Source organism: Vibrio sp. 1S139, assembly GCF_041439475.1.
Lineage (GTDB): Bacteria > Pseudomonadota > Gammaproteobacteria > Enterobacterales > Vibrionaceae > Vibrio > Vibrio crassostreae_C.
In genome coordinates this window covers 1-26,751 of the sequence record NZ_JBGOOD010000064.1, presented here as the reverse complement: position 1 = coordinate 26,751, position 26,751 = coordinate 1, and the positions used below count along the sequence as shown (strand labels likewise).

Genomic DNA, 26,751 nt, shown 5'->3' with positions numbered 1-26,751 from the left:
CTCTATCCCTTCTCTCTGCCGCTCCTTAAGAAGGGATCGCTCAAATTCCGCAAATACCCCCATAACTGAGAGCAAAAGCTGGGACATCGGAGAATCATTATTAGTAAATGTAAGTTTCTCTTTGCAGAACTGGATATCGACGCCCTTCGATGTCAGGTTTCTGACGAGAGTACGAAGGTCATCAAGATTTCTTGCAAGGCGATCCATGCTATGGATTATGATGGTATCGCCTTCTCGCGCAAACTGGAGCATTTCTTCGAGCTGAGGCCTATCGATATTCTTTCCCGATGCCTTATCGATAAAAGTTCTGTCTGTGGCAATACTGTCAAGCTGACGATCTGGGTTCTGGTCAAATGAGCTTACCCGGATATATCCAATTTTCTGTCCTTTCATTACGTTTCTCCCATAAAGTGTCAAGATAGGGTTATAGACGTTTATAGTTCGTTGTCAATGTTTGTGAAAACACACCCTATTTTGACACACTTTCTATAACTCGCCTGACGTCAATATAGGGTATACTCCAGATAGTCAGGTTGATAAAATCAGTAAGTCATTTTATCAACATTCACTATGAGCCTTTGGCTAGTCAAAATGTCATTTCAAGCAGTTAATTGAACAAAACACCTTTCTAGAAATAATAAACACTGAAATTATTGGTATGCTCATTTTTATTTATTATGAAAGTAGACTCCCATGAGATATGAATCCGCTCCTGTAGCTCCAGAAGAAAGGCAAGAAACCACAAGAGAACGAGCAGCTCGTCAACGCCGAGAGCGTCAGGAAGAGCTGAGATATACCGCGAGCGATGAGAAACGATGGAAGGAGAATCGTGAAAGGGTTCTTCGAGATAGACAAGATGCGGGGTTAGGACAAATCTCTCAAGGATTGAAAACGCCTCTAGTTCTGAGTGAACCGACCGCTCCCCTCCAAACTGTTGAACCAAATGTCATTGACGTTAATTCTAGCAACATGCATTGGCCTCCTTACAATTTCCTCGCTAAAGAGGGAGAGAAAGAGATTCATGTTCGATATACGCAAGATGTTGTAGAAACTACGGTTCTAGCCCCTGAAGAGTGGAAAGAGTTTTTTGATGCGCTCGATAAAACTCAAAATATCGGTAGTGCAATGAAAGGCACTTACGATGCATTCGATACCGCTAAAAAATTAGGTGGTTTGGGGGTTACTGCTTACGTAAAAACACATAACGGAGTCGATTACCTGATATTGAAAGGCTACAAACAGCACATGAAAACGCTGTTAGCGGGTAACCGCTTTAAGGCGTCAAACCCTCAAGTGGTCAAACTTAGCTTAGGTGCTCTTGATTCAGTAAAAGGTATGGCTCGTTATGTAAAAGTCACTGCACCTATGGAAATATTGGTTGGTTCAGCCATTAACGTTTTACAGTATGTGCTCAATGATGAGTACACATTGAAACAGTTAGGCGTTGATCAAGCTAAAATATTTATGAATATATTAATTGCTTCAGGTCTAGCTTTAGGAGCTGCTGCACTTTTCCCTGTGATTGCTTCAACTGCTGTGTATTCGGGTGTAACACTTGTTGTATCTAGTTTTTCTGTGTGGGTATTAGACAAAACCATCGATTTCGAATCTAAGTTTATCAATAAGGTTTTGGAGGCTTTTGAATGAGATATAAAATCATTTGGAGCTTAACAGCGCCTTTACTATTGTGCGCTTATGCTTGGCTTTGTTGGCAGCTTGTTATGCCATTATTCAAGTCAACTTCAGTTGTCTTATATGAACCTATTGGTTATATATTGGCAATATTATTTGCCGGCTTTGGAGGTCTATTAGTTCTTTTTTACAATCGATTTTTTGAACTGTTCTCTTCTAAAAAGAAAGAGTTACCTAAAATTAGCATGAGAATTATGTTTATAGGTGGTGGGGTTATTGGGCTAGTTATTAATATTGCAATTTATAATGTTGTGATAAAACCTAACAACATGATCGAATGCCCCCCTAAAATTGGCTACAAAAAGAACCTAATGCGTGACTATGTATCTGATCTTTCCTTGTGCGAGAAGTTCTAGAGTCTGTCGATTAACATAATTTGTTTAGTGCGTATCAACCCCTCCAATAAGCGCAAGCTCACTGCTTGCGCTACTCCCTACAAATCCGAAACGACCTTATTGAAATACGACTAAGGAAATAGGTCATAGCTGTCAGCCTTTATAAATAAAGGATTAACAGCTTATCTCTGAAATAACTGCAACCCCCGATATAGTAGAATGAACTTTTCGAGGAAATGTGCGCAATACCCCAATTTTGGATCAACTGTACGCCCGCTGACGAAGCCGCTAGGTCATGCGTGAGGCCCGATTCCGCCCCTTGGACGGTGGATCGCCTTGGGTATGAAGCCGGGCAGCGCACAGTCACGATAAACGGACAATCTCGTGACATTGCGTACGCGAAGTTGACGTTTCCTTTATCAAGCACGGCTATCCAACCGATTCACCGCGCTAAGTGGGCCACCGAGCTGCTTAAAATCCCTTACGCCAAAGCAGAGCCGGACGGAGACATCACCGTGATGGTGTACGACCCGTTACTCTCTCAGCTTTACGACGCCTTCTTACAGCATGACGGCAGTGTGCCGCTCAGCGACGATTGGGATGTGGGCGGGGAGTATGGCATTACCAACGCCAGGGACTATACGATTTTAAACTCTGACGGCACGCAAAAAATCGTCAGTAAAGGATTGGTGAACGTGGTAAGCGTCCAGCATGGCGAGCGGGTGTACAAACCCGCCTGCCCCGAGGGTACCACTCCCGACATTATGCTCAGTATCGGCAATATCTACATTGCTTCAGATTATGAGCTCACCGGCAGTCAAAAGCCCTATTTGATCACCACCACGAGCGACTATTGGGACGTCGGCTTGGAGGTGCGAGTCAAATCATTAATCACCGGTGATTTAACCAAAAGTAGTTCTGGTGAAATTACCGCTTTTACTCAATGCAAATAAGCATTGATTCAACCAAAAGGAAACAACCATGAAAAAAGTCTTACTCTTACTGCCTTTGTTGTGTCTCAGCACCGGCGTATTAGCGAAAGTGACCTATGAAGACGCGCTCGAGTCGGCACGGCCTTATGAAGAGGCCAACGCAGCGGTGCACAATCCGCCGGATAATTTTGGTTTGAGCGACCGCGAATTTGATCCTGATGCGAATGATGGGGATTTTGGTCGCTGGAAACCATTGAGCAGTCGCCCAAACACCAGTTCATTTATTATGTTATCGGGGAGCTCTACCGGGTATGAATGTGCACCGAAAGGCGTTTATGGCGTTCAAACCTACGACAGTTGCGACGGGAGCAATCAAAACAACACCACCTGTCACGACAACGAAGCTTACTATCATTGTGAATAATTAAGCGGATAAACGGCGCTCAAGGACGAGCGTTTTTTAAGTTCATTAAAGTATGCTTTTCGATCATAAAAAGCGATTTCATAGAACTAATGATCATAGATAAAACAGTGAGATAAACTCGTTTCACAGCGTCTGTTTTGGTATAATAAATCATCAACCACATCACGGTTTTCAGGAATACATCATGAAGCATCCCGTATTATCACTATTGAGTTTGACCCTATTAAGTTCATCAGTTTGGGCGGTGGACAATGGCACACCTGTCGACTGGACAGCGCAAGATAACGCGGTGCGTTTAGAAAGCAGCGCCAACAATGGCAACTGCACGGCCACTTTAGTCGCTGGTCGTTACGTATTAACCGCTGCGCACTGTTTAGATGGTAATGGATTGGATAACGTCATTACCGCTTCTGGTGACACCGTCTCATTTAGCCAGTTTTTGATGCACCCCAACTTTGTGGAAAATGGAGGATTTTCTGATGAAGATGTTGGCCTTGTGACTCTAGACACTCCTCTTGATTATTCTGCGATTCAGTTTTTAAACATCGATGACCGCGTTGAAAATGAGCCTATTTCTATTGCCGGATTTGGTGGCACCATTGAGACACTCAACGCTGTAGATTTTACATTCAGTCATTACAACAATAATTACCATTTTGCTCTGTACGCCGATGTGGTTGAGGAAGACTCACACACCACCGGTGGAGACTCGGGCGCAGCGTGGATTAATCAGGCTAATGACATCATGGCGATTCATAAGGGAAGTGATACAACGGTACATTGGGATCCTGATGGTAATGAATATTTCACTAGAGAAACTTACGGTACAGACATTCAAGCTGTACAAGGCTTTATTACTGGGAACATTGACGCATGGCATTATCCGACCCTAGCAGAGGTGAACGGACGCACCACCATCACCGTTCAATCTCTGCATCAAAATGGCATTACCGATACCGCCTATGTTCAAGGTAACATCACGCTGATTCCTGAAAGCAGTACGTGTGTTACTCAAGCACTTATCAACCCTTTTGAACAATGTACCTATGTGATTGAAGGGAGCAGTGGAGAAGAAGGTCAATTGTACCTCTCAGATTCAGAAGTGATTCACATCAATAAACCGAAAGTAGATAATGGGGGCGGAAGCTCTTCAGGCAGCGGTGGTTCTCTCGGCTTTTTATCTCTATTAGGATTAGCTGTTTTTGGACGTTTAAGAAAGAGATAGCTCTGATATGGATTACAAAATTAACGACCCTGTTATATTGGAAATGCTCGATGGTAATGATTGGCGCGTGATACGCACCACCTACCGTCAAGCCATACGACTACTCAGAAAAACGCATCATCGAGGGTATTTGTTGTACCGCGAAGGACAGCGGTGGGATGCAAAAGCCTGACGCTTTCACTTTGTTCAATTGTCGGCTTCATCTTGCCCCAACAAGCGGGGCTTATTGCCGTCAAAATGAACCTTATGGGATAATCTTGTGATACTTTTTATCAACACACTCTTACTTTTCATTTTCCTACATAGATTATTGACCTTCTCTCATGCCCCTTCCGCAAAGCTAAATTTGATTAGGGGGATCAAAGGTGTCGTCATTTTAATGGTCGTCACGGTCTGGTTGATGCCGCTTCATCTCCCCTTATTCCTCAATGGCGGTGTTCTTCTTTTCACTGCGTGGATAGGTTTTGGTTACAGTGTAAGGATCGCTTTGAATGATCTCACCTTACTCAACCTAACCCCGTCCTTAAAGAAAAACCAATACCATGTTCACCTTTCAACGGCGATCTATCCTTTTACAAGAGATACGTACCGAGAGCTCGAACTATTGATTGAATTGCTCCCAAAATACAGTGGGCAATCATTAATACTAACGTCACCTCTACTGAGTAAGCACGGCTCACTCTTTAACATTGAACAATTGAAGCCACTCCCTGTGAGTATCAAGGCTTCTTATCATTCTTATTGGCGTTCACCGCTAGCGTTTCTGGTATTGTGTTATTACAAGTACATCCAGCGTGAAACTATTCTTATGCATTCCGATTTATCAAGGCAATGTCGAATACATTTAACGTTGCCTAGAGTCGATGGCGTCTAAAGAGGTAATATCAATATGAAAAACTTGGCTGGTCATGACATTTCCCTGTTTCTTTTTCGGTTTGTTCTTCATCGTAGAGGGATCAATTTTGTCATGAATGAGTCGATTGCGGAGGATTTATACCCGGAGACCGAGCTAAAACTCAAACCTATCGTACACGCCTGCTCTGAAACTCTCTTGCGCTATAAAGACCAATGTTGCGGGGAAACCATCATGGACGGTAATCTATTGGTGGATGGTGACTTTGAAGTGATGCTATCGCCAGGGCTGGGCCGACATTTCATTCTGGAAGAGAAAAAGAACCTTTTCTCTGATGCTCATGAGATTGCTAAGTTGCTGATGGATGTGATGGACAGGCGAACGATTGAGATTGACTCTGGGGAGTATCTAGGTCCCCAAGCCATGATCAGCTCTATCGGTCGTACGGGAATGAACCTTCAAGGGCTTGAATCGTTGGGGAACCGACAACAAAACACCTTTATCACTCAACTTCCTCAACTCTCCAAGGATGTCCTTCCCGATGGAGTCAATGCTAGAGTCAGCTATGATCATCGTGGACATTGCCTGATGTTTTTACACGATAACTTCGGCGTGATAGGAAAGGTCGTACTGGTTGATGGATTCATGCCTAATATCATGGCTGAATTGTCTAAAGAGCGCTCAGAGTATGTTGATATCAAAAAGACACTAATGGAACAAATCCTTACCGCGATTGAAGTTGAGTTAATCATTCAAGTTTCGTCGTCGAGCTCTACCTTGCGTTATTAAACAATATCGAGCGGTTAGGAAAGGAAGTGCGAAGTATTTTCTTTTCTGACTGCTGTGCAGGTAGGGCGCAGCCCGTAGGACGGCATAGAGTCCTGTTAAAAATGGTCAGGAGCTGCATGATCAGATAGATTCGTTTATTATGTGCACCATCCACTGTTAATAACCTCACCTTTATGCCCACGACCAAACCTAGCCTAGTCAAAGCCAATTTCAAACGATTCATGCGTAACCCCAAATTACGTATTGAAAAAGCACAATCCCTTGAGGATTTACTTAACTGCGCGGCTTTTGGAGTTCGCTGTAAAATGAACAAGCTTTCGATTAAGGTAAAAGACGGACATTTGGTCCCGCACCAATACACCCAAGGCAAAACTAAGCCCTAGTCGGTCTCAACCCACAACGCTTACCCCTTTCGATGCAACAAAAGATGAATCACTTCATGTTCATCCACATGGTCGACTTCCACGCGATAAATGCCATTGGCCTGCACCGCTTCAATAAGTGCTTTCAACCGTTCGGTTTTCACCGTCATAGCCAGCGGCTTGATTTGGTTATTGTCTTCATCAAACCCATTCTCAATGCCTTTCTCTTTCATATAGAGCGTATCCCTTTCAAGGTCTTTTTCTATGTCTTCCAGCATCGAGGGGAATTGATGCTGTTCAAATAGACCACTCAGCATGATGTAGAGTTCATCCGCTTGTGAAAATTTAGCCTGGTACTCAAGATTCAGACGGTTCACATCCCAAAGCTTGCGCTCTAAGTTGCCAGTTGGACTGCGGCCAATGCTGAGCATGGTTTTGATTTCAGGTTTACACGTTGAGAACTGAGGCTGTTTGACTTTTGGTTTGATGAATTTCACGAGACGTTCATTTCTTCTTTTCACTGTCCAGAACCCACCTTGCTTGCTCATGGTGCAATAGAGGGCAAGCAGCGCGTGGGTCGCGAGTGCATCAAGGGCTTGATAGTGTTTCAGGTTTCGGCTCATACAGTCATTTTATCTGTTCAATTAAAGCAAGAGTTTACCAGAAAAGAGCCCAAATCAATTAGGTGTAGTTCGCTTTAAATTAAAAAACCAACCATGATAGCATAATTTTAAAAAATAATACTCGTTAGAAATACATCCACCAATGTATTTCTAATCGAGATTTTTCTAAGGTGTTTTTGCTACGGTCGTCCCATCACTGACAACCGTAGGAGCGAGGTGTGAAATTCACTCTCAAAACGTTACTTAGAGGGCTACTGTTTAGCTTGTGGAGCCTAATATTAAGCGCCGCTTGCCTGTTCACCTATCAACAGGTTTTCTCACCGGTTCAACAGGAGAGCTTTGACTCGCAACTGGACGCACTGCATCAAAGTTTGGTGTTGGCGATGAATGAAAGCCGCGACAAGGAGCGTCAAGCGCGTATTGAGGCGCTGAACTCATTGCAATTCGCGCTTGATGGGTTAACCCAGCGCATCGATGAGCAACAGGGTGAAATCACCGAGCTCATCAACATTCAATCCAATCAAGGTGTTCGCTTGGATGAGTTAGGATTGGACAGCAAAAAGCTGGATGCGTTGGAGACGAAAATCCACCGCCTCTCTCGCCAATCCACCACAAAACGTGCGCCCCCCGTGCGCACCAAACCTGTGGTTAAGCCCACCGTAAAGACGCCGACCATTACGGCGCCTTTTGTTTTATTTGATGTGCAAACGCGGGGCCATACCCAACTGGCGATAGTCGGTAAACCTGGTGCCAGCACACTGGCAGAGTTATCCGCCCTTCAAGCAGGTCAACATTATCTCGGTTGGAAAATCACCGCCGTTAATGACCAACATATCGAGACGCTCTACGAAGGCCAAAGTACAACGTTAACGGTCGGGGAGGGATAAGGATGAAGATGAAGGTTTTCATTTTATGGGCAATGTGCACCTTACTGCCAATTTTCTGGGTAGGGGCAACAGAGCTTGAGCGCAATCAGGCCTCACAAACCAACATTGAACGTAACCAATCCCGCTCGCTGAGCGTCTCGCAAGACGCTCAATATTGGCAGTTAAGTCAAGCGGACTGGACGCGCTATGAGCAATTAATGCAAAGCCCACTCACCTATGACATGCAAGAAGCGAGTCCCCTAGAAGTCTTAGCTCAGTTTGCGCGCAGTGATACTGAACGTGCGCGTTTGGCTGAGCGTTTGGTCGCGTTTGATAAACAACGTACCGATGGCTTGTTGGCGCTGGAAGTGGCGTATCGCGCCGCGTGGGCGCGGCTCTATCCTAACTTGAAGCCGATAGGGCCACGATTGCCAGAGCGCGTCGCCCTGTTTGTGCGGGCGGGATGCGATACCTGCGTCGATGCGCTCAAGCAATGGCGCTCTCATGGCGTGGCTGTTGATGTGTATATGCTCGGGGGGAATAACACCGAGCTGCAAGCGTGGGCCTCGGTCGCCGGGGTGCGCCACGGTGATGTCGAGAAACAGTGGATAACGTTAAATCACGACACGCGCGCCTTATGGATGACCTTGGCTAAAGGCAAACCTGTGCCCGTGGCCATTTCAGAGCAAGGGGAAGGCCAATGGTCGGTCGTGGCGTTGCCTTAATCATAAGTCTGTGGTGTTTCAGCGCTCAGGCGGCTATTCCGCCGCTGTATCAGAAGGTCGCCGCTCAGCACGGCATTCCCGCGAGCGTCCTATATTCATTGGCGCTCGGCGAAAGCAAAACCCAACTGCAAAGCGGCGCAGTTCGCCCTTGGCCTTGGACGCTCAATGTCAAAGGTCAATCCTATTTCTACGCGACATACTCTGAAGCGTGCCAGGCGCTGCATGGCTTTTTGAAATACACACAGATGGTGGATATTGGCCTCACGCAGCAAAACTGGCGCTGGCAAAAAGATCACTTTAACCGCCCGTGTGAGGTCTTCGACCCTACGGTGAACCTCAATCACGCCGCGGTCTTACTCAACGAAGGCATGCTCAAACACGGCAGTTGGGTAAAAGCGGCCGGGTATTTTCACAGGCCCGGTGGGGGCGAGCCGGCTCGGCGCTATGAAGCCACCTTTGCCCGTCACTTACAACAATGGAGTCCCTCGTCATGAATCGCCGATTAACACTCATCACTCTACTCTTGTTGCTCAGTAGTCACGCCTTATCGGCCGCGGATTTATTGCAAGGCATGGTGCCGGTGAGTACGCCGCAGTTAACCCCTGGCAAGGTGGAACGACGCACGCTCAAACAAAGCGTGAGCACGCCTTTGTTTATCGTTGGGGATGACGCTTTATCCCATCACTGGCTCAGTGCTAAGCGGGACTATCTAGCGAGCATTGGCGCCATGGGGATGCTCGTCAATGTGCAGACGAAGGCGGGGTGGCAGCGATTTAAGCGCTATAACTTAACGCTCTACCCCGTGGCAGGCCGTGACTTTGCCGCCGCTTTTGGCCTTCGCCACTACCCGGTACTCATCGAGCGCGGTGAGCTCAAGCAATAATCACATTCACGACTTTTAATGAGGACAGAGCCTATGCCTACGCACGCTTTATCTTACGCAGATATCCAACGCGCGATTAACACCACCCATCAAGTTCTGGAAAGCGCGGCGCTGACGCCGGTGATTCTGGCGCTCGCCCAGCAAAGCCAGGCACACAACGTAAGTCCTGAGCGCGCTTTAATGATGCTATTAAAACCTCAAGGAGACGATGATGAGCATTAACAGTGACAACCCTTTTGCACAGCGCTGCTTACCCCAAAAGAGTCTTGAGCTGCCGCCCGCTAAAAAGAGAAGCGATAAAGCCAAAGCGGCGCATCAAGTCAAGCGCCGCATTGAAATCCTCGAAGAGCGCTGCGCCTGGCAGCGAGAGTGGGGGATGACGTTAGACGATGAGACCCTGCAATGAGTGGTTACGCCGAAGGTCTGCTTCGCCCTGCTGATGAGCTGCTGAGCGCGGCCATGTTTAGCATGGCCGCTATCGTGGTGGTCATCGCCCCGCAAGTGTTCATGCTGGCCCCTGTTTTCGCGCACCCGCTCGGTTTTTGCCTTGGCTTGTGCGCGCTGATTCGCCTTAAGCAAGGGCTCTCCGTGCTCGGGTATCGCAAGCGATTACTTCGTATGCCCTATTGGGCGATGAACTCCGATGACATGCCGGTGTATCAAAATAAACTCTTTCTCGGGAAAGGCTTTCTAGTCCTGCCTCGCCATGCTCAGCGCCTTTATGATACACGTCAAATCTGGGCAGAGCGCTACGTCACACCGTCTAAACTTTATCGCTTTGCGCGCACCATGGAAGCCAAGTACGAAGGAAAATGGATAGAGCGCTTTTGGTCTGGGAAACGTGTGATAGCCAGGGCTGGTAAAGGCTGGGGTATCATTAACACCTTTCTTAGTGCCATCAACCCGGTGAAACCTTTACCCCCGGTGGGGGGCGACTCTCGAATGCACGGCATCGGCCTTGATGAAGAGGTCGATTGTTTATTGCCAAGCAGCGCGAGAGCGGGGCACACCTTAGTGCTTGGCACCACAGGGGGCGGTAAAACGCGCCTCGCTGAACTCTTGGTGACGCAAGATATCCGCCGTGGCGATGTGGTGTTGATGTTTGACCCTAAAGGGGACGCCGACATGCTGCTTCGCATGTACATCGAGTGCCTGCGAGCGGGGCGCCTCGATGAGTTTTATATCTTGCACTTAGGGTATTCGGACCAAAGTGGACGCTACTCACCGGTAGGGCGCTTTGGTCGTATTACGGAAGTTGCGACCCGCGTTTCTGGCCAGCTCGACGGCGGCGGCAACAGTGCCGCGTTCAAACAGTTTGCGTGGCGATTTGTCAATATCATCGCAAGGGCGCTGGACGCGCTCGGCAAAAAGCCCGATATGGCCGCTATTCAACGTTATGTGACCGCCATTGATGAGCTGTATGTTGACTACTGCGTGAAAAAGCTGCCGTCTTATCACCCAAAAGCCGCAGAGTTGGTGACCGCGCTTGAGAGTAACGTCAACGAAAAAAACACCCCGCGTCATCTGCAGGGGCGCAGCGCTCGCGTGGTCGCCCTTGAAATGTATTTTGGCGCGCACCCCGCTGCAGACGATGTATTGGCCGGACTTCGAAGCGCCATCCAGTACGACAAAACCTATTTTGATAAAATTGTGGCCTCCTTACTGCCCTTGCTTGAAAAGCTCGGTACGGGTAAGACCGCTGAAATCATCTCACCGGTACATACGCCCGCCGATGAGCGGCCCATCATCGATTGGCGCGAGGTCATCATGCAAGGGGGCGTGGTGTACGTAGGGTTGGATGCGCTTTCTGATACCACGGTGGCAGCAGCGTTCGGTAACTCCATGTTTGCTGACCTGTGCTCTCTGGCGGGGGAGATTTATAAGTTTGGTAACGCGCCGGGCTTTGCCAAGGTCAAGCCGCGCAACATCATGATACACGCCGATGAATTTAATGAGCTGATTGGCGATGAGTTCATTCCTATCCTCAACAAAGCACGCGGCGCTAAATTTGTCGTCACCGCCTACACGCAAACCGAATCCGATATTGAAGCGCGCTTAGGCTCGCCCGCAAAAGCGGCGCAAACCAAAGGTAACTTCAACAGCTTGATATGCCTTCGGGTTCGCGAGCAAAAGACCGCGCAAATCCTCACCTCCCGCATGGCGACCGTCACCATCAAAGACATCGTGCCCGATACGGGCGCCAGTGATGCACCGGGCAGTCAGACCGGCTTTCATTCAAGCAATAAAGACACCCTGCAAAATAAAGAGGTGCTGCTGGTCAGCGATAACGACATCACCAACCTACCTATTGGCCAAGCCTACGCCGAACTCGAAGGCGCCAAGATTTGGAAGCTTCGCTTTCCATTGCCGGGTAATGAAGGCGACCTCGAACTGCCAGAGGATATCCAAGCCTTAGTCGATGGGATGCTCCAAAAAAGTCAATCGGTCAAAAGTACGCACGACTGGCTGCACGACACCGAGCAGTTCAACAGCTGGATGAATAATGCCTACCTTGGGCTCGATGAAGATGAATCAAAGTCGCCTATTCATGAAGTGCAATAAAATCCAGGAGGCCTTGTGGCAGAAAAAACACCAAACCCACCCGTAAAGCGAGAAGAGCCGACGCCTTGGTATGGCCTACCTTTTGTGGCTCTGGGGCATCTTTTCTGGATATGGGTACTATTAATACTGATCGAATGGTTCGCGCCTTTTTGGGGACAAGTAACAGGGCAACACGCCAAAACCGTATTGGTTGAGCACATCATCTTGCTGCAAAGCGATCAGCCGCATCTGGCGGCTAAGGTGATGGGATTAGTGAATGCACTGAGTCAACGCATCGAGACACTGCTCAGTATTGAGTTTGATGGGACATTGGCTTTTGCGAACGTGTATTGGCACGGCGTGGTGTATGTCACCCTCGCGCTGTTTGTTCGCGTCGCGCTGCTTTTTTTAAGTTGGCCTTTGTTCTTACTGGCCAGCTTTCTTGGGGCATTCGATGGGCTGATCTCTCGTCAGCGACGCACCGCCTTTGTCGGGCGTGAAACCGAAACCACTCATTACTACGCGCGCCGAGCCGTCTCTATGACCATGATCGGGGCCGGTTACTTATGGCTGTTCATTCCTGGGATTTGGCCCCTATCTCCGACCTTAGTGTTGTTGCCTGCAGCAGGCATGACAGGGTTACTGGTTCGCACCAGTGTGGCGAGCTATAAGAAGTACCTCTAAAGATTTACCCCAGACTGACGCCTGAATAAATCCTTTTGAAATTATATCACAATTTCAGAAATTAATACTCGTTAAAAATACATCCACCAATGTATTTCTATCGAGTATTTTCCATTGCCTTTTTGCTAGCGTGTTGACGTCTTTCTAATTAGGAGTCAACACCGTGAAATGGCCACTTTTATTCTGTCTGAGCGTGCTCAGTCCTAACCTGTATGCCGACGTCGATACCGAGCAGCGAGAGCTGGCTTTAGTGTCTTCGCAGCTGAACACCCTCGACTACCTCATCACGCGCGCTGAGCGCGAAGCCGATTATCGCGCCGCGCGTCAGTTTGATTACGATGCGCTGCGCCTTGATATCCGCACCCTTCAAGCGGGCATTGATGCGTATTTACGCCCTGAGCGCAGCGCGCCAAAGCCAGTCACCCCACTGGGCGGCGACTACCTTTCGCAGGCGCCTCATGAATGATCCCCTTTTAGCCTTTGAGCATGGCGCCGGATTTGAGGCCAATACGCTGGCATTGGTGTTGGCCGGACTCACCAGCGCCATGCTGATGCTCTGGATGCTGTGGGTATTCTGGAGCGGCTTTCGCGGCATGAAAAACAAAAAAGTGACCAAAGAGGTGTTTCGCCGCTTGGTCTTTCGCGCCGTGTTTATCTTTCTCATCCTTCAATGGTTTTTATATTACGGAGTCGCAACATGATCCAACTTCGAGCATTTTTTCTTTTTGTCGTCACTGGGCTGCACAGCCTGAGCGCGATGGCGGACATCCCCACCAACAATACCCCGTCTCAAGGCGGCAGTGACAACATCTTAGAGCTCATTTACGCCTATGCCTACGACATCTTGCTTTACGGGGGCGGCATTTTCATTGCCTTCTGCTTTGTCTATTTCCTGGGTCACATCTGGGATGTATTCAGCAAAATCAAAGAGAAACAAGCGACCAAAAAAGACCTGCTCAGTGACGGCGTGATTGGCGCGGTACTTTTGCTGTTGTCGGTATGGGGACTCAACTACGGCCTTGATATTTTGGAGGGCGTGTAATGCACAGCGCTTCAACCTTGAACGTCATGCCGCCGTTTTATAAAGGTCTGTCGATGGGCGAGATGGGGCTGCTGGTCCTGGTGTGCATGAGCCTCACGGGATTGCTGGGGTTGGCGCTGTACTGGGTGTTTGGCGCGCCTCTCATTCTGTTTACCGCCTTGCTGCTCGGGGCGCTCGGCGCCTTTGCACTGCCCAAGAGCCTCATGCGAAAGCTCAGCCGCATCAAAACTCACCATTGCCAACATTACGCCAGCAAACGCTTTGAACGCTGGTTTCACCCAGAGCGCTATCACGTTGAGGCGCGCCGCTTTGCCTGCAAACGCATCGGCTGATAAGGAGAAAACATGAGTCAACCACCGAAAAGTCGATTTCGCGCCTCACTGGCCGGGCGAGACAGTCACATCCGGTCGCTACGCGGCGCGCTCGCCATGATGAGCACTCTTGCGCTGGTTACCACTTGGGGCTGGTATCAAGCAGGGCAAGACATCACGGTGCATACACCGCCCGATTTAAGCTCAGGCTCCTCACGCCCGTGGTGGGAAGTGCCTAAGCCCAATGTGTATGACTTTGCCGTCAATCTATTTGGACTGATTAACCGATGGCCCAGCGATGGCAATCAGCAATACAGCGAGAACCTGCATCGTTACACCGATTACCTGACGCCCAGCTGCAAAAAGGTCTTAACGCAAGACTTTCAAAACAAGCGCCGCACAGGCGAGTTGTCGGGACGCGAACGCAGTCTAGCGCCTATTCCCGGTTACGGCTTTTCAGATTGGCGCGTCACCACGCACAGCCGTGACAGCTGGACAGTGCAAGCCGATTTAGAGCTCAAGGAGTACGTGGATGGCACCTTAGTCAAACATAACTTCATCCGCTGGCCACTGCGCATTGTGCGTTACGACATTGACGCCGAGCGCAACCCTTGGAAGCTCGCCATTGATTGTTTTGATGGCCCAGCGAGAGAAATTCAATTCAATGAAGCGCAGGAGACAGAGCAATGATGCGAACAATGATGAAAAGAAGTGGGGGACTGTGGCTGACATTGCTGCTGAGTCTGATGACTCACCTTCATGCTCATGCCGGTACGCCTCGCGCTATGGAGTGGCAGGGCGTCCCGCTGCAAGTGGTGCTTACGCCAGGGCAAGAGACCATTTTAACGTTGGGCAGTGATGTGCGTGTCGCGCAACCGGCGCACTTAACGCCTTATCTGTCGGTTACCTCACTGGCAGGGCGGCTTTACCTCACGGCTACTGAGCCTTTTGATACCACTCGCCTTCAAGTGATGCGCCTGAGTGATGGATTGCGCTTGATGCTCGATGTCAGCGCCAAAGCGGGCGTGGTTACCCCGCCGCAGATTGACATTGTTTTACCGGGTGACAAGGAAGAGGGTAATAACTTAAGTAACGCTGCAAACGAGTCAAGCCGTTCACCTTTGAAGATGGCGCCTCAAGCCTTGTTGGTGCGCTATGCCATGCAAAATCTCTACAGTCCATCGCACGCCATTGAGCCTTTATCTGGCGTGATGCGAGCGCCGATGGGACTGCCTCGTGATATCAGCCTAAGCGCGTTCAGTCAGTGGCGAGTGAATGCCAAGCCCATTGCGGCTTGGCAATTGGGCGAGCAGGTGGTGACGGCCGTGAGCCTAACCAATAAGGCGTCAAAGCGTGAAACCCTCGACCCCAGACTCGTTACTCTCAGTCCTCGCTGCTTTGCACTGCGCTGCGCGGTGAGTTTTTCCCATCCTGAAATCGGGAACGCAGGCTCACCCACCGCCCAAGCGACGGCCTTTATTGTCACGCCAGGGCCCCTGGCAGGATACCTTCTGCCTAGTCGTTTACCTAGCCATTTACCTAACCATGGAGGGGAGTAGCGATGTTAAATAAAGGAAACCCCGTCATACGACTGGCGGCGCTTATCGGCGCGACCGGCTTTATCGCGGTGTTGGTCATCGCAGTCTTAAAGCCGTCAGACATTGAAGCCAACGTTGAGCCCGCCGAAGACATTACCCCGGTCAGCGTGACGACGTCACAAACCCAAGCGCAAGTGCTGCAGGCGTTTGATGACAGCCCATCCGATACCATTCGAACGCTCAATGCCGCGTATTCTAAAAGTGAAGCCGAAAAGAAAGCCCTCTCGGACGCGTTAAAGCAAACGCAGCTTCAGGTTGAACATCAGCAAGCCCAAAACAATGAACAAGTGAAAGCCCTTGAAACCCAATTAAGTCAGCTTGCCCAAAGGCTCAATTCGTCGTTAAGCACCATTGAAGAGAAAGTCAGTCAAAGCCGAGACCACCTCAAGGTGCGTCAAGCGCCAGTGCGTGAGGTGATAGATGTCTCTTATGACGACCTTGGCATTGATTCAAGGCGCCAGGGACTGGCCGTGGGCACGGCGCCGGGCGACTATCACCCATCAGGTAAGGGGGCCACTCAAGACGACTGGGTTTGGACCGAGCCGCTGGATGCGACTCAAGACAAAGAGGGCAACTGGGTAACCCCTGCCACCCAAGCGGTCAAAAACGCCTTGAGCTCGGCGGACGATGTGTTTACCAGCCAGACGGGCCGATTTGATGCCAATCAACAAGACGGAATGCCAGTGTACACCCTACACCGTGGCACGATGCTGGCTGATGCGGTCAGCATGACCGCGCTGATGGGGCGCATTCCCTTGAACGGCCAGGTCACAGACCCTTACCCGTTTTCGATGATTCTAGGGCGTAAAAACCTGATGGCCAGTGGGTTTACCCTGCCGGATGTCCAAGGGGCCATCGTGACGGGCACGGTCACCGGCGACTGGAGCCTGTCTTGTGTGCGCGGCGTAGTCGAATCCATCGATTTTATTCGCGCCGATGGCTCGATACTCTCTTACCCAGAAGAACTTGAGACGGTAGATTCGGGGTTTGACGGTTCATCAATTAAAACTACTGACCTAGGTTTTTTGGCCGACCCCAACGGCAACCCGTGCTTAACCGGGGAGCGCATTTCGAACGCCCCGGAATACCTCACCACCAAAGGATTGCTTGACGCGGCTTCGGCCGCGGCCAATGCGGTGGCCATTTCACAACAGACCATTTCGGTCGATGGCTCAACCAGCACCTCAGCCTTGACGGGCAATGCGGCGAAAAACGCCGCCGCTGAGTCTGCTGCAGCGTTCACAGGCACCGTTTCAGAGTTTATTGAGGCGCGCATGGGCTCAAGCTTTGATGTGGTGTACACCCCACCTGGCACCAAAGCCAGCATTCACCTTCGAAAACCCGTGACACTGCGCGCCCCCGCTATCCCTGTTCGCGTGCGTTACAACACTCAAACCCAAGGAGCGACGTATGAATTACCGTAACCTTATCAGCGCATTGAGCCTGCTCGGATTACTGGGCTGCTCAACGTCGCAAGACGACACTTTACCGAACCCTCAAACCAACTCCGAGCAAGTGTGGCAAAACCAAATGTCGGGCGGCGGAGCCAATGCTGATTCGCTTAGCCAAACGCAAGGCGAGCTGCGTATGCCGCTCGATATGACCACTTTGGCGCAGCGCCAAAGCGACTACACCCGAGACAGCTGGCGTGAAGCGACCAACGTTTTTCCAAGGCTACCCAATCCCGATGTGGTGCTCTATGTTCTGCCGCATCAATCGGGCGCACTGCCGGTGCCTGGATACAGCACCGTCTTTCCCTTGTATGAGCGCGTGCATTACGCCGCGCCCCAGGACAGTCCGGCTAATCTGCCCAAGGAGCGTTGGTAATGTTGAAAAAAATGCGTCATGCCATCACCCACTTTTTTACCGAAGGCAAAGAGTTGGAAGCCCCAGCCATCGATTACAGCGTGCCACCGTCGTTTGCGGCCAAACTGCCTTGGATTGAAATCAGCGATAAAGGTCTGGTGCAACTGGAAGACGGTCGTTCGATGAGTCTGTTTTTTGACATTACGCCGCTGGTTACGGAAGACAAAACACAAGCGCAGCTTGAGCGGGTGGTCTCAAGTGTCGCCCACACCCTCACCGCCTTGATTGACGAAGACAATCCATGGGTGGTGCAGTTGTTTGCCCGTGATGTCGACCGATTTGACGATGCGCACGAGACGTTACTCAACCGTGCGCGCGTCGATGATGAATTCACCCGTGCGGTGCTCGATGAAGACCGCCGCCATTTCGAACTGATAGGGCGAGAGCAAGGTATCTTTGCGGTGGATGGTCGCCCCTGGCGCGCCCGCGAGCGTCAAGTTCGTCTCGCTATTTATCGATGGCTCCCCGAAGACGCCAGTGAAACGCTGCAAAAAACCAACCTTCGTACCTTAAAGAGTCTAAGGCGCCGCCTGTTATCTCCGAGTACATTCAAAGATTTAGGCATCGGCATCAAGGCCAGCTCAGGCGAAAGCATTCACGCTTGGCTCAGTCCCTTTTTTAATCCCTCTGGCATTGCGGGCGAAACCCTGCGTTATCGCCCGCCGCGCAGCTTTATTGACCAAGATTTCTCCGAGCGACTGCTAAGAAGCGGGGTGCGCTCAGACGTTGAAAACGGCTTATGGTGGTTTGAGGGGGAAAAACCCATCGCCACGCGCGTGATGGAGCTCGACACTTGGGATAATGAATCCTTTTTAGCGGGGGCCGTATTTGGGGAGGTCATAGGGGATGAGGCCATCGACAAAGGCGAAAAGCGCCCACAACACGTCCTGTTCGATGAGTTGCCCACCGGCACCATGATGGCCATGACCTTAGTCGCGCAAAGTAAGGCGCAGGCCAGAGCGCGCCTTCGCACCGTTCGAGAAGCGGCGGTGGGGGAAGAAACGGAATTAGAAGTCATTCGAGATACCTGCGACAGCTTTACCACCCTAGTTGAAAAGCATCCACTGTGGCGCGGTCAACTGGCGTTCTACGTGCAAGGGGAGAGCGTCAGTGAAATAGAAGGCCGCACAGAGTCGCTGCGCGCAATATTCAACAATCGCGATCTGTCGCTGCGCTTTGTCAAAAACAGCGACCAAGAGTCCCCACTGGACAGTTACCTTCGCTGGCTGCCGATGAACTACCATCCTGAGCACGACGACAAACTGTGGTACTGCGGCTGGGTGTGGCTGGAAGACATGCTCTCGCTCTCTCCTTTGTTTGGCCGCGCAACCGGCACCGGTAGTGAAGCTTTCCAATTTTTCAACCGAGGCGGAGAGCTCTTCGGCGTCGATCCGCTGAGAGACCAACTCTCTAATGCGCACCTCAATCTATTTGGGCCCTCTGGCTCAGGCAAATCCGCGACCTTAGTGGGCATGTGTTTACGCCTGCTGGCGATTCATCGCCCAAGGCTGTTCATCATCGAAGCTGGCAACAGTTTTGGGTTGCTGGGACAGTACTGTGAACGTTTGGGGCTATCGGTCAACCGCGTTCAGGTGAGCGCTCATTCTAAAGGCCTTATGGCGCCGTTTGCCGATGCCAAACACTTGGTCGGCCAAGCCGTGCCTCACGTCAGTGACGAGAAAGCGTTGGACATTGAACATCTTAATGACAGCGATTCGCCAGACGATGAAGCGCGGGACATCTTAGGCGAGCTGGAAATCATGGCACGGCTGATGATCACCGGGGGTGAGCAGCGCGAGATGGACGATTATCGCCGCGCCGACTCGTCGATGGTGCGTGATGCAATTAAAGAAGCCGCAGAGCATTGCCATCCCACGGGCGAGCAAGTGCGCCCAGAGCACATCAAAGACGCGCTAGAGCGTTTTAGTCAAGACCCGAATAGACCTGAGCCCCGCCAAGCACGCGCACGCCTAATGAGCGAAGCGATGGCCTTTTTCTGCGATGGTCTAGAAGGGCAAATCTTCAACCAAGAAGCCGAGCACTGGCCCGAAGCGGATGTGACCATCATTGACCTAGGCCTCTACGCCAAAACCGGGTATGAAGCGCAAATGGCCGCCGCGTACATCTCTTTGATTAACCGCATCAACGGGATTGCTGAGCGTGACCAATACTCAGGGCGTGACATTGTCACCCTGACCGATGAAGCGCACCTGATTGTCACCAATGAGCTACTCGCGCCTTACGCCGTCAAAATCGTCAAGATGTGGCGAAAACTCAGCGCGTGGTTTTGGCTGGCAACCCAAGATTTGGCCGATTTTCCGGCCATTGCACGCAAGATGCTCAACAACGCTGAGTGGTGGGTGATGCTCAACATGCCAGAAGATGAACTCCGTCACCTTGAATCGTTTAAAAAGCTCTCCGAGGCGGAGAAAAACCTCATTCGCTCGATGCAATCGGAAAAGCACAAGTACAAAGAAGGCGTCATCACCGGCATGGACAACACCTTAATGCAGCGCTTTTGCATTGTGCCGCCTGCGCTCTACCTGGCGCTGGGCGAAACCGATGGTCCAGCGAAAAGAAAACGCCAAACCCTTATGGACTTGCACGGCATCAGTGAACTCGATGCGGCGCTGATCAAGGCCAAAGACATCGAACAAGCCCGCCTTGACTATCTGGGAGAGGAATAAGATGAACCTCACCTTGCTCAGGCGCGCCTTGCACCTATTCTTTTTGGGTGGAGGACTGTGCGCGGCCTCTGCCATGAGTCAGGAGGTCACCACCGCCGAGGTCATCGCCAGCGCAGCCTGCCCGGAGTGCCTGGATTACGAAGTGATTGGGGCGTGCGTGTGGATGACCTGCACCCCGGCGGGATGCTCCACCGACACCTCAATTAAAGTCAAACACCGTTTGCCCGATTTTGTGGTGATGAGCTACCCCGAAACCGGTGAGGCGCCTTGGCAAGACACCGCTTGGATGTCGCCAGACAATGCCTATTCAGAGAACGGCGGCCACAGCGCGCGTCGCAGCGTGCAAGGCCTAGATAACACCTCGATGCGTTTTTACAACAGCGACGTCATCGGCCACCCAGGCGGGCAGACGGTTTTCTCACTGCTCGCAAGTTTTGGTTACTCACTCTCAAGTCAAGCGATGCCGCTCATGCCGCATTATTTATCAAGCCTTGATCCGCTCGGTTGGCGCTACAACCTGCCAGACATGCTGTCCACTCAAACGTGGAACCCACTGACCGATACGCTCAGTAATTTTGGGGATGTCTATCCGCGTGGCGGCTTTGTCTTGCAGCGCCATTCGTTTAAAGCCGCTGCGCTGACCGCCTTTCGCGCGCTGCATGTGGTGACCCGAATGGGCGAAGGCCGTGTGTATCAACCTTTCGTTCCAACGCCGCACCCAGGCTTTTGGCCACCGGGTCCCGTTAAACCCAATAACGAAGAGACCGCTTGGCAAATGCTGTCGCCGATAGCGCAAACCGATGCGTCTGTTTGGCCACAGTTCGATGACAGCTTCACGCCTTACGACCCTTACGCGCCGCACATCGCCTCAGACGACCAGTACGTCTGGGCGGCGTGGCGCCTATACAAAGGCTGCCAGCGTCGTGGTAGCACGCTGATTGCCCACTTTGGAGAATAATGATGACCAAGACTTGGCCGCTCAAAGCGGCATTACTGCTCCCCCTATTGATGAGCGCAAGCGCGCACAGTTCGATAGGCACGAACGTGAACCTTAAAGCAGACAACGACAGCGTTCTTCACTACACCTTAGGCGGCGGGCCGGTCATCGCACTGCCCGCCAGACAAGAGCGCATCAGCCCCACCGCCCTTGGCGTCGGTTGGGACATGAACCTGCAGTGCGGGATGTTAGACCCATCGGTCACTGTTGAAAATCAGCTCAACGGTGTCACGGAAGGCTTTCAGGACATGATGGGCGATATGCTCACCAATGCCACCTCGGCGGTACTGAGCCTGCCAGGCTACTACCTGCAGAAAAAAGACCCTGGGCTTTACGATTTGATGACCAACGGCGTACTGCAAGGCAAATTCGATTTTGATGACGCCAGCAGTTCGTGTGAGGCCATGGTCGATACCATGGGCGAAATGAACACCGATAAGGCTTACGCCACACTTGCCCGCGCCCAGGCGTGGACCAACGCCGTAAAAAGTGGCGACGCCGTCAGAGCCAAACAAGAAGTGCAAGACGATATGGGCGATTCTGGGGTGACCTGGGTGGGCGGCGCCAAATACGGCGGTCGCAACCAACCGGCCATCAACGCCACCACGGATGCGACGCGCGCCGGCTTCACCTTATTGTCTGATGAATCGCAAAAAGAAAGCCACCAAGGCCTTTATCGCTATTGGGACAGTGAAGAGACAATGAGTGAGTGGGTGTCTCAAGTGATTGGTAGCCAGTCGGTACAAACCGGCATGGACAAAAGCCGAACCGAGGCCACGCCAGGGATTGGCCTGTCTCAAGAAGTCACAGAGGTGAGCACCTCGCTGGAAAGTGAACTTCGAGGCGCCATCGCAGAGAACAAAGAGACCGAACACTTTCCTAAAACCTTGATTGAAGCGCTCACCGAGCGAGAAGTGGACAACAACACCGTATCGCGCATTGCCAGTGAGCTCGCACTCTCTCAAGCGATTGAAAAAGCCCTGTACGCCCGCCGCGCGCTGCTCACGGGCAAGTACGAAGTCAATATTGCTCAGCACGCCACGGCGCAAAAAGACATCGACAACTCAATTGCTCGCCTTGAGCGCGAGATTGACATGCTGCGCTACGAAGCCGAGGTCAGACAACAAATAGGCACCCGCACCGCCCAAGCGGTGGTGGATGACTACCGCTACCAAAGACCACAAGTTATCCCGCAAACACCCAAATCCGACTCGGTCTTTTTAGACAAAGACCGATATGACAACTCTTATGACAAGGATGGAGAATAATATATGAACACCTCAACAGCCCGACCTCAAAACCGGTGGCGCCGAAGTCGCCACGTCATCACACTGCTTTTGTGCTTGCTCGTCGCCAGCGCACTGGCTTTTTCACTGGACGGGGACACGCTATCAAGCAGCGCATACGCCTGGTATATGGTCGCACTGCGCATAGTCATCTACGGCCTCGCGCTGTGGCGCGCTAAGCGCTACGCCTTTGGTATCGCGCTTGCCCTCATGCTCAACGAACTCATCTTACTCACCCAATACGTCGATTTAGGAGCCTTCTCATGGTAGTCAACGATCCGCTTTCCGTCTTACTGACGCTGACCAGCTGGCAAATCTCCGGCAAAATCTTCATGATATTGAATCAAACCGGACTGATTGTCTTTATGTTGGCCGTCATTGTGTTCCAAGTGTGGTTTGATGTCGCTCAAGAGGGCGAAGACGAGGGCAACAAAGGCCTACTGAGCATGAACCGCACCGAGGTCAAACTGATGTTGGCCGGATTAGTGTGCTTTTTTGCAGTGATACCCTTGTACCCGGTTAACGTCAACACGCTCGTCATGGACCAAAATGCCAGTGAATCGTGCGGCGTGGGTATCAGCAGCGGCGCAACCCACAGTGACCAAAGCTCGTTAAATGGGGAATTGGTTCATGCACCGATATGGTGGGTGCTCTGGCACAGTATTTCGCAAGGACTGACCAACGCGGCGGTCTCCTCGGTGCCGTGTCACTACGATGTCGAGCGCAGCATGTTGAAACTCTCTCAAATCGATATTAAGAGCGAACAGCTCAGACAAGAGACCCAAGACTTCTACGAGCAGTGTTATACGCGAGCGCGTCTAATGATGAAGGCGGCCGCGCGTAAAGAGCGAGTCACTCAAAACGACTTTGATAACGCCAATTGGATTGGAGGCTCTTATTTCCTTGGCTATAATCTGGCCGCGCCAGAAACCACCTATAATGGCTTACAAGCTGAAAAGATTGTGTTCAACTTCCCTTACAACGCAGAGCGAGACGATCCGGTGCAACAGAAGTATCGCCGCACAGCGATTGATACCAGTGCGGCGTACCCAATGTGTGATGAATGGTGGGACAGTACTCAAGGCGGTCGCAGTGATGGCCAACGCGCCGGCTTGTTGTGGCGCTTGTTCAATCACATTGAAGACACCAACCCTGAATTGATTCATGACGTGTTGGACTATGGTGGCTTCTTCTCAAAAATCATGGGTTCTGAAGTCACACCGGCCGATAAGGCGAACATGCTGGTTCAGCGCGTGTTGAGTGTTGAAAATCAATCGACCAGTGGTCGCATTGTTCGTGGCTATGGCCAGGTGCTTGATAAGTCCCTCGATCACCAAGTCAGAGAAGTATGGAATAGCGCGGCTGGCTGGGCAGGATTACAAATTGGTCATATCTTCACCGGTCCCGCTTACTTCATTGTGCGAGAAGCGATGCCGATGCTGCAGTCTTTGCTGCTCATTGTAGTGGTGATTGCGAGTCCGATTGTCTTAACGGTCAGCAACTATTCGATGATGACGCTGATGTCGTTGTCACTCTCTTATACAGGGTTGTTGTTCTTGACGTTTTGGTGGGAGTTGTGTCGAAGTCTGGACAGTAAGCTGTTGGAGGCGGTGTATTCCATGCATGACAACTTTAATCCGATAACCGGCACGATCAACAGCATGGATGATTCGATATTAGCGTTTGTGATGATCACTTTTTACGTGGTAGTGCCCGCGATATGGTTTGGGGTATTAGGTTACGCCAGTTATCGCGTGAATGGGGTGTCGATGGATAGTGCTATGGATCGAGTTCACAAAGTAACGCAAGAGGGTTCAAAAACAATAAGTGGTACTTTAAGTAAACAGTTTAAAGGTTAGTTTTACGCTAGATAAATACCAAGCGTTACTATTTTAATAGTAACGCTTTCTGCCTCTAACATCTTCTTCTAAGCTTTCTTCCATTGCTTCCGATGCCGCCTCACAAAAATTAGCAGCAAATCGTTTCAATCGGTCACCTTGGCCTAGCTCTGAGAAAGCTCTATTTACATCATTAACACTTATAGCTTCCGCTTGAGATATAGCATTACGCTCAGCTTCTACCTCAGCATGTAGACGATCACCTTTTTCTTCTCGGTATGCCTGACGCCATTTTTTCAGGAATGCTAACATTTCGGCCTCTTTTGACTCAATACGGTTAAATTACCATCAGATTACGCCTTTATGCAGGCGGTTGCAAATCGAATATTAAGCTTGACTGATTTTCACACAGGTTACGCCCAATTTTTGTGGATAACTGTTTTAATGTGTTATAAAAACATAATGTTAAGTTGGAATTCGACGAAAAAAACGGAAGGCTAAGTCAACCATGGCAAAGACAATTCACTATGACATTCAGCAAGTTAAAGTTAGAAGCGATAAAGAAAGCGCTCGACTGACCAGTCAGTGGAATCAGGTTCGACAAATCTGTCGTGACAAACCACTCGGAGAGGTCGCGAGAGCAAGATTAGCATTTAACCTTGTCGATTACATCACAAGTTAAGATCTGCCTTTTCGCTTACTTATCACTCGTGCACCACAAGCCATGGCCATCATCGGTGAAGAAACCCGAGTGTATAAAGAACATCGCGTCATTAATGGTAAACAAAGCGGGATGATTTACGCCAAAAGCGAACAAATGCTACCAAGAGAGATCCGCTATACGAATGAGTTTGTGGCAACCCGCTACGTTGATGGGATAAAAACACCACTGTCTGCAACGTCTCTCGTTGATTGCCTCAAGGCTGGAGAGGTCATAACACCACTCGATGGCATTCTGTTTTTAGGCTGTAAGCGCATCGCCAGTGACATAGCGCGCCTTAAAAAACTCGAACCAACCATGAACATCGAAATGAAGCGCATCGAAGTATCAGACAGCTTCACAGGCACGACAAGGAAAATGGCAAGTTACGAATGAATATCGAGGGGTCTGTTATTGCCTTATTCGTCGTGTTTCGTGAGTCTCAAAAATAGTTGTCTTGCATTCTGCAGGTAGGCATACACCAACATAATATTGTTATAGGCGGCTTCTCACATCCTTGTACGTCCCTATAGCTGTACTCAATGCGCTCACTTTAACCCACAGCCCGAAAAGCCGCACAAGTCATTGTGCAAAATCCAATGAACACTTCACAAGCACCAATATCATTGATATCGCGACATTGCTGAGACGCTCGCAAATACTGTGCAGCTGACTGATAATTCAAAGATTAACGGTCGATAATTTCAACTCTGGTTTTTTGTCGTAAGATCAGAAAAATGTCGGGTAAGCGGTGTCCAAGCTTTTGCAAGTGCATGACCATCTTAGACTTATGATGCTCATCTTTCGCCATATCATGGCCAAAATGCACGATTTTACAAAGCCGGGCTTGTTCTGTGTGAGCAAAATTTAACGTCAACTTAAGTAACGCCCGCTCTATCTGACGATAATTATAGGGCTTTGTTGACAGCGTTCTCGCTATGACACTCAACCCTAGATGCATAGCCATCATTCTATCAAGATCACGCTGTATATCAGAACTGTCATCGATGCGGTCCTGGTCATAGAAAGGGATTAAGTGGAGATAAAAGTGAGCAGGTTTGACATCGACTATCAAACGCTGGCGAACCGCCAACGACGAGGCGTTAGGATGGCGCTCTAGAATACGCTCAATACGACGCCTTAACTGGACATCATTGTGTTGACTCATCACGCCTCAAATCAGGGAGTTACGATAAAACCATCTTGCCACACCCCATCTTGTGCTTGACCATGTTTTTTATGATATGCGTCGTATAATGACAAGCACAAATGATAAAAACCTATTGATAATAAAGGCATTTACCATAATGAAAATCACTCTTCCTTATACGTAACATGCCAGCTTTCGCAATAAATTCAGGATGGGAAAGCAAGGAATCATAATCACAGCATGACTTGGTGGCCGTAAAATCTAGGGTATTTATTCTAAATGATTTCTGGACAAAAGCACGTTAGAGTATGGATTCTAACGTGCTAAATTTGGATTAGAAAA

The 26,751-nt window shown here is 50.2% G+C and carries 33 protein-coding genes; 29 read left to right on the top strand and 4 right to left on the bottom strand.

Annotation, left to right across the window (positions count from 1 at the left end; genetic code table 11):
• Positions 1-393, bottom strand: a 393-nt coding sequence (locus ACED46_RS17935; protein WP_371722069.1) for a recombinase family protein, incomplete at its 3' end; no start/stop codon positions are given.
• A 300-nt stretch (positions 394-693) separates the two neighbouring features.
• Between ACED46_RS17935 and ACED46_RS17930 the strand changes: the two genes are divergently transcribed.
• The 6 genes from ACED46_RS17930 to ACED46_RS17905 all read left to right on the top strand — a co-directional run bounded on the left by ACED46_RS17930 (position 694) and on the right by ACED46_RS17905 (position 6,250).
• Positions 694-1,647, top strand: coding sequence for a hypothetical protein (locus tag ACED46_RS17930; RefSeq protein WP_371722067.1), 954 nt, complete (start codon positions 694-696; stop codon positions 1,645-1,647).
• Positions 1,644-2,048 carry a hypothetical protein gene (locus ACED46_RS17925; protein WP_371722065.1) on the top strand — a complete coding sequence of 135 codons (405 nt, stop codon included), beginning with the start codon at positions 1,644-1,646 and terminating at the stop codon, positions 2,046-2,048. The genes ACED46_RS17930 and ACED46_RS17925 overlap by 4 nt, the downstream gene beginning before the upstream one ends.
• Before the next feature lie 305 nt (positions 2,049-2,353).
• Positions 2,354-2,980, top strand: a complete 627-nt coding sequence (locus ACED46_RS17920) for a hypothetical protein (RefSeq protein ID WP_371722064.1) — start codon at positions 2,354-2,356, stop codon at positions 2,978-2,980.
• A gap of 28 nt (positions 2,981-3,008) precedes the next feature.
• Positions 3,009-3,383, top strand: coding sequence for a hypothetical protein (locus ACED46_RS17915; RefSeq protein WP_371722063.1), 375 nt, complete (start codon positions 3,009-3,011; stop codon positions 3,381-3,383).
• A 184-nt stretch (positions 3,384-3,567) separates the two neighbouring features.
• Positions 3,568-4,608, top strand: coding sequence for a trypsin-like serine protease (locus ACED46_RS17910; RefSeq protein WP_371722062.1), 1,041 nt, complete (start codon positions 3,568-3,570; stop codon positions 4,606-4,608).
• 1,087 nt (positions 4,609-5,695) lie between these two features.
• Positions 5,696-6,250 (top strand): hypothetical protein, encoded by a 555-nt coding sequence (locus tag ACED46_RS17905; protein WP_371722061.1) that lies wholly within the window; start codon positions 5,696-5,698, stop codon positions 6,248-6,250.
• Positions 6,251-6,653: 403 nt separating this feature from the next.
• On the opposite strand, the gene ACED46_RS17900 is transcribed toward ACED46_RS17905, so the two are convergent.
• Positions 6,654-7,235 (bottom strand): DUF2913 family protein, encoded by a 582-nt coding sequence (locus ACED46_RS17900; RefSeq protein WP_371722060.1) that lies wholly within the window; start codon positions 7,233-7,235, stop codon positions 6,654-6,656.
• Positions 7,236-7,453: 218 nt separating this feature from the next.
• On the opposite strand from ACED46_RS17900, the gene ACED46_RS17895 reads away from it, so the two are divergent.
• From ACED46_RS17895 to ACED46_RS17795, 21 genes are all read left to right on the top strand, one after another.
• Positions 7,454-8,122 (top strand): hypothetical protein, encoded by a 669-nt coding sequence (locus ACED46_RS17895; protein WP_371722059.1) that lies wholly within the window; start codon positions 7,454-7,456, stop codon positions 8,120-8,122.
• A 2-nt stretch (positions 8,123-8,124) separates the two neighbouring features.
• The gene (locus ACED46_RS17890; RefSeq protein ID WP_371722058.1) at positions 8,125-8,826 is read left to right on the top strand and encodes a TIGR03759 family integrating conjugative element protein; all 702 of its coding nucleotides are present in this window, start codon (positions 8,125-8,127) and stop codon (positions 8,824-8,826) included.
• The gene (locus ACED46_RS17885) at positions 8,802-9,320 is read left to right on the top strand and encodes a hypothetical protein (protein WP_371722057.1); all 519 of its coding nucleotides are present in this window, start codon (positions 8,802-8,804) and stop codon (positions 9,318-9,320) included. Before ACED46_RS17890 ends, ACED46_RS17885 begins: the two co-directional genes overlap by 25 nt.
• Entirely contained in the window at positions 9,317-9,709 is a 393-nt protein-coding gene (locus tag ACED46_RS17880) for an integrating conjugative element protein (RefSeq protein WP_017108831.1), read from the top strand. The genes ACED46_RS17885 and ACED46_RS17880 overlap by 4 nt, the downstream gene beginning before the upstream one ends.
• 33 nt (positions 9,710-9,742) lie before the next feature.
• Entirely contained in the window at positions 9,743-9,931 is a 189-nt protein-coding gene (locus ACED46_RS17875; protein WP_017108830.1) for a hypothetical protein, read from the top strand.
• The gene (locus ACED46_RS17870; RefSeq protein ID WP_017108829.1) at positions 9,921-10,115 is read left to right on the top strand and encodes a hypothetical protein; all 195 of its coding nucleotides are present in this window, start codon (positions 9,921-9,923) and stop codon (positions 10,113-10,115) included. The genes ACED46_RS17875 and ACED46_RS17870 overlap by 11 nt, the downstream gene beginning before the upstream one ends.
• Positions 10,112-12,271 carry a type IV conjugative transfer system coupling protein TraD gene (gene traD, locus ACED46_RS17865; RefSeq protein WP_371722055.1) on the top strand — a complete coding sequence of 720 codons (2,160 nt, stop codon included), beginning with the start codon at positions 10,112-10,114 and terminating at the stop codon, positions 12,269-12,271. Before ACED46_RS17870 ends, traD begins: the two co-directional genes overlap by 4 nt.
• Before the next feature lie 15 nt (positions 12,272-12,286).
• Entirely contained in the window at positions 12,287-12,934 is a 648-nt protein-coding gene (locus tag ACED46_RS17860) for a DUF4400 domain-containing protein (RefSeq protein WP_371722054.1), read from the top strand.
• A gap of 163 nt (positions 12,935-13,097) precedes the next feature.
• Positions 13,098-13,400 carry an RAQPRD family integrative conjugative element protein gene (locus ACED46_RS17855; RefSeq protein WP_102300518.1) on the top strand — a complete coding sequence of 101 codons (303 nt, stop codon included), beginning with the start codon at positions 13,098-13,100 and terminating at the stop codon, positions 13,398-13,400.
• Positions 13,393-13,635 carry a TIGR03758 family integrating conjugative element protein gene (locus tag ACED46_RS17850; protein ID WP_055318460.1) on the top strand — a complete coding sequence of 81 codons (243 nt, stop codon included), beginning with the start codon at positions 13,393-13,395 and terminating at the stop codon, positions 13,633-13,635. The genes ACED46_RS17855 and ACED46_RS17850 overlap by 8 nt, the downstream gene beginning before the upstream one ends.
• On the top strand, positions 13,632-13,976 hold the full coding sequence (locus ACED46_RS17845) for a TIGR03745 family integrating conjugative element membrane protein (protein WP_102420864.1): 345 nt from the start codon (positions 13,632-13,634) through the stop codon (positions 13,974-13,976). The genes ACED46_RS17850 and ACED46_RS17845 overlap by 4 nt, the downstream gene beginning before the upstream one ends.
• Complete coding sequence (locus ACED46_RS17840) at positions 13,976-14,308, top strand: DUF3487 family protein (RefSeq protein ID WP_102558345.1); 333 nt, start codon at positions 13,976-13,978, stop codon at positions 14,306-14,308. Before ACED46_RS17845 ends, ACED46_RS17840 begins: the two co-directional genes overlap by 1 nt.
• A 12-nt stretch (positions 14,309-14,320) precedes the next feature.
• Positions 14,321-14,977, top strand: coding sequence for a PFL_4703 family integrating conjugative element protein (locus ACED46_RS17835; protein ID WP_019825420.1), 657 nt, complete (start codon positions 14,321-14,323; stop codon positions 14,975-14,977).
• On the top strand, positions 14,974-15,846 hold the full coding sequence (locus ACED46_RS17830; RefSeq protein ID WP_371722051.1) for a TIGR03749 family integrating conjugative element protein: 873 nt from the start codon (positions 14,974-14,976) through the stop codon (positions 15,844-15,846). The genes ACED46_RS17835 and ACED46_RS17830 overlap by 4 nt, the downstream gene beginning before the upstream one ends.
• Positions 15,847-15,848: 2 nt before the next feature.
• Entirely contained in the window at positions 15,849-17,309 is a 1,461-nt protein-coding gene (locus tag ACED46_RS17825; RefSeq protein ID WP_371722050.1) for a TIGR03752 family integrating conjugative element protein, read from the top strand.
• A complete protein-coding gene (locus tag ACED46_RS17820) occupies positions 17,296-17,712 on the top strand; it encodes a TIGR03751 family conjugal transfer lipoprotein (protein WP_371722049.1) in 417 nt (138 codons plus the stop codon). The genes ACED46_RS17825 and ACED46_RS17820 overlap by 14 nt, the downstream gene beginning before the upstream one ends.
• Positions 17,712-20,438: a conjugative transfer ATPase gene (locus ACED46_RS17815; RefSeq protein ID WP_371722048.1), complete on the top strand. Its 2,727-nt coding sequence runs from the start codon at positions 17,712-17,714 to the stop codon at positions 20,436-20,438. Before ACED46_RS17820 ends, ACED46_RS17815 begins: the two co-directional genes overlap by 1 nt.
• A 1-nt stretch (position 20,439) precedes the next feature.
• Positions 20,440-21,396 (top strand): TIGR03756 family integrating conjugative element protein, encoded by a 957-nt coding sequence (locus tag ACED46_RS17810; RefSeq protein ID WP_371722047.1) that lies wholly within the window; start codon positions 20,440-20,442, stop codon positions 21,394-21,396.
• On the top strand, positions 21,396-22,703 hold the full coding sequence (locus ACED46_RS17805; protein WP_371722046.1) for an integrating conjugative element protein: 1,308 nt from the start codon (positions 21,396-21,398) through the stop codon (positions 22,701-22,703). The genes ACED46_RS17810 and ACED46_RS17805 overlap by 1 nt, the downstream gene beginning before the upstream one ends.
• A 3-nt stretch (positions 22,704-22,706) precedes the next feature.
• Complete coding sequence (locus ACED46_RS17800) at positions 22,707-22,991, top strand: hypothetical protein (RefSeq protein ID WP_102425263.1); 285 nt, start codon at positions 22,707-22,709, stop codon at positions 22,989-22,991.
• The gene (locus ACED46_RS17795) at positions 22,985-24,580 is read left to right on the top strand and encodes a conjugal transfer protein TraG N-terminal domain-containing protein (RefSeq protein ID WP_371722045.1); all 1,596 of its coding nucleotides are present in this window, start codon (positions 22,985-22,987) and stop codon (positions 24,578-24,580) included. Before ACED46_RS17800 ends, ACED46_RS17795 begins: the two co-directional genes overlap by 7 nt.
• Before the next feature lie 33 nt (positions 24,581-24,613).
• On the opposite strand, the gene ACED46_RS17790 is transcribed toward ACED46_RS17795, so the two are convergent.
• On the bottom strand, positions 24,614-24,871 hold the full coding sequence (locus ACED46_RS17790) for a hypothetical protein (protein ID WP_371722044.1): 258 nt from the start codon (positions 24,869-24,871) through the stop codon (positions 24,614-24,616).
• A 196-nt stretch (positions 24,872-25,067) separates the two neighbouring features.
• Here ACED46_RS17790 and ACED46_RS17785 point away from each other — a divergent pair, with 196 nt between their 5' ends.
• On the top strand, positions 25,068-25,241 hold the full coding sequence (locus ACED46_RS17785) for a hypothetical protein (RefSeq protein WP_371722043.1): 174 nt from the start codon (positions 25,068-25,070) through the stop codon (positions 25,239-25,241).
• 69 nt (positions 25,242-25,310) lie between these two features.
• Positions 25,311-25,655, top strand: a complete 345-nt coding sequence (locus ACED46_RS17780; RefSeq protein WP_371722042.1) for a hypothetical protein — start codon at positions 25,311-25,313, stop codon at positions 25,653-25,655.
• 292 nt (positions 25,656-25,947) lie between these two features.
• Here the strand turns inward: ACED46_RS17780 and ACED46_RS17775 are convergent, their stop codons facing one another.
• Entirely contained in the window at positions 25,948-26,427 is a 480-nt protein-coding gene (locus ACED46_RS17775) for a hypothetical protein (protein WP_371722041.1), read from the bottom strand.
• Positions 26,428-26,751 lie beyond the last annotated feature (324 nt).

Excerpts from the sequence above, each read along its gene's own strand:
- ACED46_RS17930 (WP_371722067.1), top strand. The coding sequence starts at position 694 with ATGAGATATGAATCCGCTCCTGTAGCTCCAGAAGAAAGGCAAGAAACC.
- ACED46_RS17925 (WP_371722065.1), top strand. The coding sequence starts at position 1,644 with ATGAGATATAAAATCATTTGGAGCTTAACAGCGCCTTTACTATTGTGC.
- ACED46_RS17915 (WP_371722063.1), top strand. The coding sequence starts at position 3,009 with ATGAAAAAAGTCTTACTCTTACTGCCTTTGTTGTGTCTCAGCACCGGC.
- ACED46_RS17910 (WP_371722062.1), top strand. The coding sequence starts at position 3,568 with ATGAAGCATCCCGTATTATCACTATTGAGTTTGACCCTATTAAGTTCA.
- ACED46_RS17905 (WP_371722061.1), top strand. The coding sequence starts at position 5,696 with ATGGACGGTAATCTATTGGTGGATGGTGACTTTGAAGTGATGCTATCG.
- ACED46_RS17900 (WP_371722060.1), bottom strand. The coding sequence starts at position 7,235 with ATGAGCCGAAACCTGAAACACTATCAAGCCCTTGATGCACTCGCGACC.
- ACED46_RS17890 (WP_371722058.1), top strand. The coding sequence starts at position 8,125 with ATGAAGATGAAGGTTTTCATTTTATGGGCAATGTGCACCTTACTGCCA.
- ACED46_RS17885 (WP_371722057.1), top strand. The coding sequence starts at position 8,802 with ATGGTCGGTCGTGGCGTTGCCTTAATCATAAGTCTGTGGTGTTTCAGC.
- ACED46_RS17880 (WP_017108831.1), top strand. The coding sequence starts at position 9,317 with ATGAATCGCCGATTAACACTCATCACTCTACTCTTGTTGCTCAGTAGT.
- ACED46_RS17875 (WP_017108830.1), top strand. The coding sequence starts at position 9,743 with ATGCCTACGCACGCTTTATCTTACGCAGATATCCAACGCGCGATTAAC.
- ACED46_RS17870 (WP_017108829.1), top strand. The coding sequence starts at position 9,921 with ATGAGCATTAACAGTGACAACCCTTTTGCACAGCGCTGCTTACCCCAA.
- traD (WP_371722055.1), top strand. The coding sequence starts at position 10,112 with ATGAGTGGTTACGCCGAAGGTCTGCTTCGCCCTGCTGATGAGCTGCTG.
- ACED46_RS17850 (WP_055318460.1), top strand. The coding sequence starts at position 13,393 with ATGAATGATCCCCTTTTAGCCTTTGAGCATGGCGCCGGATTTGAGGCC.
- ACED46_RS17845 (WP_102420864.1), top strand. The coding sequence starts at position 13,632 with ATGATCCAACTTCGAGCATTTTTTCTTTTTGTCGTCACTGGGCTGCAC.
- ACED46_RS17840 (WP_102558345.1), top strand. The coding sequence starts at position 13,976 with ATGCACAGCGCTTCAACCTTGAACGTCATGCCGCCGTTTTATAAAGGT.
- ACED46_RS17835 (WP_019825420.1), top strand. The coding sequence starts at position 14,321 with ATGAGTCAACCACCGAAAAGTCGATTTCGCGCCTCACTGGCCGGGCGA.
- ACED46_RS17830 (WP_371722051.1), top strand. The coding sequence starts at position 14,974 with ATGATGCGAACAATGATGAAAAGAAGTGGGGGACTGTGGCTGACATTG.
- ACED46_RS17825 (WP_371722050.1), top strand. The coding sequence starts at position 15,849 with ATGTTAAATAAAGGAAACCCCGTCATACGACTGGCGGCGCTTATCGGC.
- ACED46_RS17820 (WP_371722049.1), top strand. The coding sequence starts at position 17,296 with ATGAATTACCGTAACCTTATCAGCGCATTGAGCCTGCTCGGATTACTG.
- ACED46_RS17815 (WP_371722048.1), top strand. The coding sequence starts at position 17,712 with ATGTTGAAAAAAATGCGTCATGCCATCACCCACTTTTTTACCGAAGGC.
- ACED46_RS17810 (WP_371722047.1), top strand. The coding sequence starts at position 20,440 with ATGAACCTCACCTTGCTCAGGCGCGCCTTGCACCTATTCTTTTTGGGT.
- ACED46_RS17805 (WP_371722046.1), top strand. The coding sequence starts at position 21,396 with ATGATGACCAAGACTTGGCCGCTCAAAGCGGCATTACTGCTCCCCCTA.
- ACED46_RS17800 (WP_102425263.1), top strand. The coding sequence starts at position 22,707 with ATGAACACCTCAACAGCCCGACCTCAAAACCGGTGGCGCCGAAGTCGC.
- ACED46_RS17795 (WP_371722045.1), top strand. The coding sequence starts at position 22,985 with ATGGTAGTCAACGATCCGCTTTCCGTCTTACTGACGCTGACCAGCTGG.
- ACED46_RS17790 (WP_371722044.1), bottom strand. The coding sequence starts at position 24,871 with ATGTTAGCATTCCTGAAAAAATGGCGTCAGGCATACCGAGAAGAAAAA.
- ACED46_RS17785 (WP_371722043.1), top strand. The coding sequence starts at position 25,068 with ATGGCAAAGACAATTCACTATGACATTCAGCAAGTTAAAGTTAGAAGC.
- ACED46_RS17775 (WP_371722041.1), bottom strand. The coding sequence starts at position 26,427 with ATGAGTCAACACAATGATGTCCAGTTAAGGCGTCGTATTGAGCGTATT.